This is a genomic window from Pseudomonas sp. GL-B-12, assembly GCF_019955895.1.
Lineage (GTDB): Bacteria > Pseudomonadota > Gammaproteobacteria > Pseudomonadales > Pseudomonadaceae > Aquipseudomonas.
Genome location: NZ_JAHBCX010000067.1, coordinates 1 through 10,765, shown reverse-complemented (window position 1 = coordinate 10,765; position 10,765 = coordinate 1). Strand labels below are relative to the sequence as shown.

Sequence of the window (10,765 nt, the reverse complement as noted above, 5' to 3'; positions counted from 1 at the left end):
CCGTGTCGTTGCCGGCACCGGCGAGCTCGGTCACCACGTCCCCAAGGTCGGTGACTTCGTAGACATCGTCGCCAACACCGCCGGCCATCGTGTCGGCACCCGTACCCCCGATGAGAATGTCATTGCCCGCGTCACCATTGAGGATGTCGTTGCCACCCAAGCCGTTCAGGATGTCGTTGCCATCACCTCCGCTGGCCACGTCGTCGCCTGCCGTGCCGGTCCATATGTCGACACCGGCGGTACCGACGAACACATCACCGGCGGCCACCGGGGCCGTGGCGTCGGACGTAACGGTTTCGGCCGTACCGAAGTCATCCACGTAACTGACCACCACGCGCACCTGATCGCCGACCTGAGTCTGGCCAAGCGTGAACGTGCTAGCAGTGGCTCCGGCGATGTCAACGAAGGTGACCCCATTGGTCTCCTGCCACTGGAAGGTGAACTGCGGATTGCTGAGGCCATCGACGTCGATGATGCTCGACGGGTCGGCGGTCAACACCTCGTTCAGAAACGCAAGCCCGAGGACGGTCGGCCCGGCAGTCGGTGCGTTGTTCCCCGACGAGTCGACGATCTCCAGCGTACCCTGGGCATCCTGATACACCGCCCGAACGCGGAGGTTCAGACCTGCTACATCGTCCGCTACCAGATAGGTGGCGCCGGTCGCCCGCGATACCTCGCCAGCGGCGACAAAGGAGATGTCTTCAAAGACACCCGAACCAGGGATGTTTTCGACCTGCCAGTAGTAAGCCACCGGACCGGTAACCGCACCGGTCGGATTGGCCGCACTGACGCTGTCGGCGTCGCGGATCGACTGATCGCTGACGCGCAACAGTTGGCCGGCGACAGGCGCATCGGTACGCGCACCGGTGGCAGCATCGAGGATCGCCAGACGCCCCACAGGACCGCTGTTCAAGGCGGTGCCAACGCCGGACGCCTGCGCCTGGTCTGCGAACTGCAGACGCTCGATGCCCGTCAGGCGATCGACGCCATCACGCCCGGCCACCAGGTCGGTCACGATGACGGCGTTGCCATCGACAGCGACGCTGTACTCCGACGCATTACCGGAGAACACCGCGGTGTCGAAGCTGTCGGTGCCGGTCAGAATCTCCCGCACGATGACCAGCTGGCCCGGGTTGTAAGTACCGTTCAGCATTGCCTGAACCATCGGCGCCATGCTGTCGAACGTGGCGATTTCCGCGCCAGTGCCATCAGCGTTTGCCCGTACGCTGATGCGTACGTTCAGCCACTTGTCACCGTCGATGATGTCGTCACCACCGCGGCCTTCGATAAGGTCGCTGCCGCTACCACCGAGGATGATGTTGCCGCCGTCGAAGAACGTCGCTCCGACTGGCAACAGGCCCGCCAGACCATTGATCAGGCTGATGTTGGTCAACACACTGCCGGTGGCACCCGCGGTGGGTAGCGATGTCGCATTTTCGTTATCACCGCGCAGGAAGTCACCGTGGGACGAACCCGACAGACCTTCCATGATGTCGAAACGCACCAGTGCCGAAGCCCCCGAACCCGGCTGCACTGGCACATCGAAGAAGCGGTCGCTGTAATCGATGGTCACGCCCTGGGCGAGATCCTTGAAGGTCGCCCAGTCATAGCCGGAGCCGCCGATATAGCGGTCACCGAAGCCGAGACTGCCGACCATGATGTCGTCGCCGCCTTCGCCGTTGAACTTATCGTTCTCGTTACCACCGACGAATACATCGTGGCCGATGACCGGGTCGTTGCCGAGCGGATCGAAGTTGTCGCCAGGCGCACCGTCCGAGGTGCCCTTCTCGATCCAGTCGTCGCCTTCGTTACCCATGTCCTGTTCGTTGGCTTTGCTGCCCAGGATGAAGTCATTGCCCTGGCCACCAATGGCCTCGGAGGCGTCCTCACCGGTCACGATGAAGTCGCTGCCGAACCCGCCAATGATCAGGTTGACGCCGTTGCCTCCGTGCAGTACGTCGTTGCCGTCGCCACCCTGGATGTTATCGTCGCCGCCGATGTCGGTGATGATGTCGTCGCCGGCGCCACCGCGCAGCTGGTCGTTGCCGTTACCGCCATCGATGCGATCGTTGCCGCCATCACCCCAGACCGTGTCATCGCCATCACTGGAGATGAGGATGTCTGCGTTGTCGGTGCCACCCAGCACGATGTGCTCTTCACCACCGTACCGGATGTAGTTGGTGTCCGCCCCCACGGTCAGCGGGTTGTCGCGGAACACCACCTGCTCTGCGTTCGGGCCGAGCGGATCGGCGGCGAGCAGGCCATCGTTGTATTGCTTGCTCAGGTCCACTTCCAGGTAGAGTCCTGGGTCCGAGAACACCAGGCCAGGCAAGTGCGTGGCCGAGGTGTTGGCCATGATCAGCTTGGCGAACGAGTTGCTTTCAAGTTCCGCATTCATCGACAGGCCAGAGGTACGCTCCAGGTAGTAGAAGCGGTCGCCGTCCTGCAGTTTTTCCAACTGGTTCTCGAACACGAAGTTGAAGGTCGAGCCGAGCATGCCGCCGAACGGGGTTTTCTGTTCGGCCAGACCGCCGATCCACAGGTCGATGGCATCGACGCCCGTGATCGTCACACCCCTCAGGTCGTCGGCAGTACCCAGCACGCCGTCGGTGCCGGGCAGCGTTACGTTGGCATAGGCACCGGTGCTGTTGAGGAAGTCCAGACGGTCAGCCGGCGCACCCGCACCACCGAAGACCAGCGCCAGGGCTGCAGCGCGTTTGCCTTCCAGTGTGGTCGCCGCCGTGATCGTGTCATGCGTGCCATAGGCCGCGATGAAGTTGATCAACGACTCCGGATGTTTGAGGTATTGCACCAGATCGACCCAGCTGGTGTACGGCTTAAGTTGGGCATCACCGGTTTGGCTGTAGATGTCGCGGCGGATCGCGTTGAGTGAGGGAATCCCCACGTCGCGGCCACGGGCGATGTTGATCGCCGGCAGGTCGAGCGGCAGGCCGAGCAGGTTATTACGCAGCGCCTCGGTGACGAACTCGTCGATTTCGTTACCGGCTTGCCGAGTCACCCCACGTATGATCGCACTGGTCGCATCCTCTGGAGACACGCCACTGGCGGCGTACGCCAACGGGTTGAGGAACGCTGCGATCAAGCCCAGTTGCTGATTGGGATCAGCGCTGGCCGGATCGCCCACCGCGTTGAAATTGATATCGAAGCGATCGACGGTCTCGGTCAGCATCGAGTGGCCAAACCGATACACGGTGTGGGCGAACTCGGCGACGATCGAGGCATCGAGGTCGACGTCATAGACCTGGGTCGGTGCGAAGAACAGATCGACTCTGGGCTGGATGGTCCGCGCAAACTCCTCGAACACCAGGTGCTGATACTGCATCTCGGTGCCGAACTTGGCTGCCTGGAACAAGCGCTCGCCATTCCACACCAGCGCATCGAACTCAGCCTGGGTGGTTGGCAATGCGGCCACCGGAGTGAGCAGCCACTCATTAAGGAAGGCCACGTCACCCGAATCGAGCACGGTATCCTTGGTCTGCGCAACCAGCCGGTTGTGCTCGGAGTGGAAGATCGCATGCACCGCGGTCAGGCCGATGTTCTCGTTGACCCGGCCGTCGCCGGCGATGTAGTGAGCGTCGAGCAGTTCGTTGTCATAGGTCAGGTTGTTGCCGGCCCCGTCAACAGGCTGCGCATTGCCGACAGCGGTGTCCGCATCCGCCTGCAGAACCCCACCGACGATTACCGGCGCGGCATTGTGGTTAATGTCGACGAGGAACTGGTGACCGGTGCGCACAGCATCGGTCAGGTCAAGGGGAGCAAGCGGATCGCCTTCGACAAGGACGTCATCCGGCGTGCCGCCAAGACCGTCAACACCCTTCATCACGACCATCGGGAAGCCGTTCGGCCCCTTGATGAAATTGCCGTAGGCATCGGTCGCCAACAGCGGGGCATTATCGACATCGGCGTCGGTCAGGTTGATGCCGAGAATGTCACGGGCTTGCGCCTTGACCACCTTCCAGGTCGCCATGCCACCAATTTCGACGTCGTCCGCGGTACCAAACTGGCCATCCGCGCCCAGATCACGGTTGGTGATCAGCCTGCCGGTCGCTATAGGGCCAGTGTCGGTCAGTTGATAAGCGCGCAGGAACACCTGGTGCGACGGGTGCGAGCTATAGGTCTGGTTCTGGTCCACGAACGGCGAGGTGGTGTTGGTTTGCTCATGGATGTCGTCGGCCGTACCGAGAACGCCATCCGCCCCTGGCAGGTTGGTCGCGCGGGTCAGCACCATGAAGTTCGTCGGGCTACCTGCGACAAAGAGTGGATCATCCGGCTGCAGCGGAATGAAGACGGTGCCTGAACCGCCTTTGGTGACCAGGTCCAGGCCATGATCGAAGAACTGTCCGAAGAAGGTCATCCAGGCGTTGAACGGCGCGGACAACCCCGCGTCCGCCGCGACGTTCTCGATAAAGTACACATCGTGATCATCGGCAGTACCGAACTGACCATCCAGGCCGGGGCTGGCAACAATCTGTACGCCATCCTTGAGCACGTCGTCGTTACCCACCGCGCCGAAGTTGAGCACACCGTCCAGGCCCGGGTTGAAAGCCGTGGCATAGGCCGCCGGGTTGTTCGCCGTCTGGTCGACGATCAGGTTACTGATGGTGCGCGGCTGCGAGTCAATCACAAGGCCGCTGTTCTGCGCATACGACGTTCCCGCTTCCGCCGGATTGAAGACCGGATCGGTCAAGCGCGGGAAGACGTTATCGGCGGCACCAAACTCGGTGTTGTTGATGCCATTGAGGTTCATCAGGTTGTTGTTCGACCCGTCGACCGCACGCAGGCCCAACGGCGCGCGGATATTCGGGATCAGCGAGAGGATGTCCTGACCGGACGCTTCCGCCTCGGCAATCTTGATCTGGTCAAGGATGAAGTTGAGGTCGGAACGGACCATGTGCAGGCCCGCGCCACCCGCGGTGGCATCGACTACAGGTACCAGCGCCGTTGGCGTGACCGGTGCACCGGCAACTATGGCAGTCGTCGGCGTGGAGAACAGGATCTCCGTGGTGCCGTGACCGTCCTGATACATCGCCTTGACCCGCAACGACAACCCGGCGAGGTCAGGAGAGACCTTGAACGCGGTGCCGTCGGCGCTTTGGAACGCCAGGTCGCCAGCCGGCAACAGGATGATGTCCTCGAATATACCGCTGCCTGGCGTTGCCTCGAACTGCCAGATGTAGGACACCGAGGAGTTGGTGATCAAGCCCAGCGGATTACCCGCTGCGATATTGTTGGCATCACGCACCCCGGCCACGCTGACCGTCAGCGTGTCGCCCACCGTTATCGCTCCGCCGTTGCCATCCGAGACAGTCGGACTGCCAACCGGTTGGGCATTGAGCCCCTCCACCAGCACTAGCTGGTCATCGGCGAATTGCAGGCGTTCGATATGCAGCAGGGTATCGGTGCCGTCGCGACCCGCTACGCTATCTATCACTGTATAGACATCGTCCGCCAGATCGTCCGTGCCGCGGTCGTCAACGGTAACCGTATACTCGGCCTGAAGCCCGGAGAAGATGGCGGTGTCGAAGGCCGCCCCGCCCGTCGAGGTGCCGGGCATGATTTCCCGCACAGCCTTGAGTTGACCAGGGTTAAAGGTGCCGTCCAGCATGAGCGGGATCATATCGACCATGCTGTCGAAGGTGGCGATTTCGGGACCGGTATGGTTGACGTCGCCGGCGGCATAAACGGCAATCCTGACGTTGATCCATTTGTCGCCATCGATCAGATCATCGCCACCGCGGCCCTCGATCAGGTCACTGCCATTGCCGCCGAGGATGATGTTGCCAGTGGCAAAACCGGTGGTCGGCAAACCAGCATCGGCCAGGAACTGGTCCAGTCCGCGGATCAACGCGACATTGGTCAGCGCACTGCCCGTGGCACCACCGTGGTTGATGATAGTGACCGCATCAACATTATCGCCTTTGAGCACATCGCCGAAACTCGAACCGGACACGCCTTCAACCTCGGCAAAACGGTCGAGAATCGAGGCCGGCGAGGCGCCGACCGGATTGAATATGCCGGCATTCTGGTTTGGTGCATTACCGTGGGGCTGCGCCAGCGCGGCCAGGGTCAGGTCAACGGTCACGCCAACCTTGTCGTTCTTGTAGGTCACCCAGTCGAAGCCGGACATGCCGTCCATCTTGTCCTGGGCATCGCTGCCGACGAAGATGTCGTCGCCACCCTCGCCGATCATTTCGTCGAAGCCGCCACCACCGGTAAAGATGTCGTTGCCGATCACATCGTCATTGAGCAACGGCGAGAAGTTATCGCCAGGCGCACCGTCCTGGGCGCCCTTCTCGATCCAGTCATCACCTTCGTTGCCGGTAGGTGGCAGGTTGGTCTTGGCGCCGAGGATGAAGTCGTCACCCTGACCGCCGAAGGTGGTGCTGATGTCTTCGGTGGTGATGATGAAGTCCTGGCCATCGCCGCCAAGGATCAGGTTGCCTGCAGCAAGCATGCTGCCAACCACGATCACATCGTTACCGGCATTACCCTCCAGGCGGTTATCGCCGAACGAGTCGCTGATGATGTCATCACCCGCGCCGCCCAGTACCGCATCGTTCCCGGCACCGCCTTCGAGGCGGTCGTTGCCGGCGTCGCCGTAGATGGTGTCATCGCCGTCACCGGAGATGATGATGTCATTGCCGGCAGTGCCGCCCATGACGATATGGTCTTCACCGGTGTAATGCAGATAATTGGTGTCCGGACCCACGGTGTCGGGGTTGTCGCGGATCACCAGCGGCACGACTTCCACGCCGTTGATCATGATGCCGCCCGTCGGATCAGCGCGGCTGTCCACGCCAAGGCCAGTGAACTGAGTGGCCTGATTCACTTCGAGGGTGAACGTCGGCGTCAGGAACACGGTGTTCGCCAGGTGGGTGACATCGGTGTTGAGCATGATCAGCTTGGCAAAGGAGTTGTTCTCAAGCTCAGTGCCGAAGTTCAGGCCCGCGGTACGCGACAGGTAGTAGAAACGGTCGCCGTTCTGCAACGCCTCCATCTGGGTTTCAAACACGAAGTTGAACGTCGAGCCGAGCATGCCGCCGAACGGCATCTTCTGTTCGGCGAGGCCACCGACCCAGAAGTCGATGTCGTCGACGCCCGTGACCGTCACACCTGTCAGGTCATCTGCAGTACCCAGTACCCCATCCCCGCCGGCCGTCGTTACATTGGCATAGGCTCCAGTGCTGTTGAGGAAGTCCAGGCGGTCAGCCGGTGAACCCGCAACATTGAATACCAGTGCAAAGGCTGCAGCGCGTTTGTCTGCCAGCGTGAGCGCCGCCGTGATCGTGCTATGCGTGCCATAGGCCGCGATGAAGTTGACCAGCGACTCGGGGTGTTTGAGGCTGTCCGCCAGGTCAGCCCAACTGATGTACGGCTTGAGTTGGCTGTCGCCGGTGGATGCGTAGAACTCACGGCGCGCCTCGTTCAAGGTGGGGATGCCCGTGTCGCGACCACGCGCCATGTTCAGGCTCGGCAAATCGAGCGGCAGACCGAGCAGGTTGTTGCGCAACGCTTCGGTGACAAACTCATCGAGTTCGTTGCCGACCTGGCGGGTCACACCGCGAATTATCGCCCCTGCCGCCTGATCCGCAGTCAACCCGCTGCCGGCGAACGCCAGCGGGTTGAGGAAGGCCGCGATCAGACCCAGTTGCGAGTCCGGGTTGGCCGGGTCAGTCAGCAGCGGATTGAACGCGGGATCGAAGCGATCGACGGTCTCGGTCAACATCGAGTGACCAAAGCGGTACACCACGTGGGCGAACTCGGCGAGGATTGCCGGGTTGATCGAGGTGTCATAGCCACTGGGCGCAAGGAATCCGTCGACCTGCGGCTGAATGGTCCGCGCGAACTCCTCGAACACCAGGTGTTGGTACTGCATCTCGGTGCCGAACTTGGCGGCCTGGAACAGGCGTTCGCCGTCCCACACCAACGCTGCAATCTCGGCGGGTGTAGTCGGAATCGCGGCCACGTCGACTGCCAGCCACTCATTGAGGAAGGCCAGGTCGCCGGCGGCTATGAGGGTGTCCTTGGTTTGCTGGACCAGGCGGTTGTGCTCGGAGTGGAACACATGGTGCACGGTGGTCAGGCCGATGTTCTCGTTTACCCGGCCGTCGCCGGCAATGTAGTGGGCGTCGAGCAGTTCGTTGTCATAGGTCAGGTTGTTGCCGCCCGCGTCAACGGGCTGGGCATTGCCGACAGCGATGTCGGCATCCGCCTGCAGTACCCCGCCGACGACTACCGGCGCGGCATTGTGGGCGATGTCGTCGAGGAAGCCATGCCCGGTGCTCACGGCGTTGGCCAGACTGATCGGAGCAGCCCGGTTGCCTTCGACCAGTTGAGTGACGTCATCAGCCGTACCGGCGATGCCGTCAGCACCGTTACTGATGCGAATCACCACCTGCGGCATGCCGTTCGGACCGCGGATGAAGTTGCCGTACGCATCGGTTGCCAGCAACGGCACGTTGTGTACATCGGCGTCAGTCAGGTTGATGCCGAGAATGTCACGGGCCTGGGCCTTGACCACCTTCCAGGTTGCCATGCCGCCATTTTCGCCGTTGCCATCATCGGCAGTGCCAAACAGGCCATCGGCGCCGAGATCGCGGTTGGTAATCAAGCGCCCTGTCGCAACAGGATCGCCTGCCGCGTTGAGCACGTACTCGCGCAGGAACACCTGATGCGACGGGTGCGAGCTGTAGGTCTGGCTCTGGTCGACGAATGGCGAGGTGGTGTTGGTCTGGCCATCATCGGTGGTGCCGACTATTCCGTCCGCGCCGGCGGTACGCACCGCACGTGGCAGCACCATGAAGTTGGTCGGGCTGCCCGGTACGAACAACGGATCGTCCGCCTGCAGCGGAATAAACACGAAGTCGGTAGCGCTCTTGGTGACCAGGTCGAGACCGTGGTCGAAGAACTGGCCGAAGAAGGTCATCCACGAGTTGAAGCTGGCGGTCAGGCCGACGTCCGGCGACACGTTGGGAAAGAAGAACACATCCTTGTCATCGGCCGTGCCGAACACGCCATCCAGCCCGGGGCTGGTGACTATCTGTACGCCATCCTTGAGTACGTCGTCATTACCCGCACCCACCACGCCGAAGTTGAGCACACCGTCCAGGCCCGGGTCGAACGCTGAGGCATAGGCCGCCGGGTTGTTGGCGGTCTGGTCGACGACCAGGTTACTGATAATCCGTGGTTGCGGATCGGTCACATCCCCTGTCCCGGCGTATGCCGTTAGAAACGAGGGATCAAGCAGGCGCGGGAAGGCATCGTCCGCGGAGCCAAACTCGGTCTGGCCGGTGACCAGGTTGTTGAAGCTACCATCGACGGTACGCAGGCCGAATGGCACCTGAGAGTTGGGAAGCAAATCAATGAGGCTTGCGCCGTCGGCATTCGCCTCTGCGATAAAGATTTGCTTAAGGATGAACTCCAGGTCCGACTTGCTGAAATTGGCCATTTTGGATTGCCCTCGATCTATTTGGGTAAAGGCACGGGACGAGAAAACCCTCCCGCGCCAAGTCAAGTGCTGGCTTGCGCAGTGTGTTGGTTATGTTTTTTTGCGAGAGCTCTGGCGTTACCCGGGACCCGGGATACGCGCCTGGAATTCGCGAAATGAATTGCTCGCCGGGCGATCAGGCAGAGCGGATTCGAGCCCTGGGTGGGCCATGGAATCTGGAAGTGAAGGCGAACGTCCTGGACAGCCCCTTCCCTCTGCAAAGAAACGAAATGATCGACATGATTCGGCTCCTCTCGGGAAAGTCACCGCGCCTTGCGTTGCCAAAGCGATGGCAAGCTACAGGCGGGCGGACCCCCCGATAACTAAGACTAAAGTTCCATAGCAAATCTTTGTCAATTTTACGTCGATAAAACAGACGACTGGTGTTAGGCATCTCAACTATCTGTTTTTAAAAGACATATAGGAAGTTGAGTGCAGGTATAGAGCGAAATGTTATTTCTAGCCGCTGTTTCAGGCGGTGATTGAGGATGAGATTCGAAACAGCAGCGAAATGCTGGCTGGTGGACAAAACGCATCAGGCGAACAGCTGGAGCAATGTTTACGCAACTACCTGAGTACCTTTCATGTCCTTCATCCAGAAGAAGGCTGTGTCCTTCCGGTCTTGGGTGCAGAGATTGCGCGCGCCGAACCGGAGGTACGGCTGGCCGCCGAAAAAGGCCTGAAGCAAGTACAGAAAGCCTGGGCCGATCGTCTCCGTAGCCCTGATGCGGCATGGGCCGTCATCGCTCAATGTGTGGGAGCGCTAGTCCTGTCCCGAGCAGTCGAGAAAGAACGAACTCACAAGGAAATCATTGCCTCGACCCGCGAAGCTATTGAAAAGAGCTATTTCACGCCGGAAAAATAGAAAAACGTCTCCGATTATGCGAGAGCAGCTCGCAACGCCATGATCATCGCTATCGCTGCAAAACCCTGGTCGATTCAGCCCTCCCTGAATACCCACACCGAATGCATTCATGAGGCGATTGAGTGGAAGGAGAAAGAGAGGGCATCCATTGCCCTCCCCTCTACTGTTCCGCCCTCCTGCGACGGTACTGACCAGGACCTCAGACGACCAGAATGAAGTCCGTCTGATCAACGGCCGCGCTGTTGACACCCACCAGGCGGATGGCGTCCGCCCCGATCCCTACCACCGTGTCCGCCCCGTCAGCCGTTATGCTCACGTTGGACGCGAACACCGCGCTGGTGACCCCCATCCCCGTGATATCGAGCAAGTCCTGCCCTGCGGCCGGGTTGGCT

General features: G+C 61.0%; 3 protein-coding genes. 1 reads left to right on the top strand and 2 read right to left on the bottom strand.

All coding sequences use genetic code 11. The annotated features are described in order from the left end of the window. Positions 1 to 9,469: peroxidase family protein (locus KGA85_RS28305; protein WP_223543555.1), on the bottom strand; the 9,469-nt coding region annotated here is incomplete at its 3' end. Positions 9,470 to 9,986: 517 nt separating this feature from the next. On the opposite strand from KGA85_RS28305, the gene KGA85_RS28300 reads away from it, so the two are divergent. Continuing rightward, positions 9,987 to 10,373, top strand: coding sequence for a hypothetical protein (locus tag KGA85_RS28300; RefSeq protein WP_223461443.1), 387 nt, complete (start codon positions 9,987 to 9,989; stop codon positions 10,371 to 10,373). 199 nt (positions 10,374 to 10,572) lie between these two features. On the opposite strand, the gene KGA85_RS28295 is transcribed toward KGA85_RS28300, so the two are convergent. Beyond that, on the bottom strand, positions 10,573 to 10,765 hold a 193-nt coding region (locus KGA85_RS28295), incomplete at its 5' end, for a hypothetical protein (RefSeq protein ID WP_223461441.1).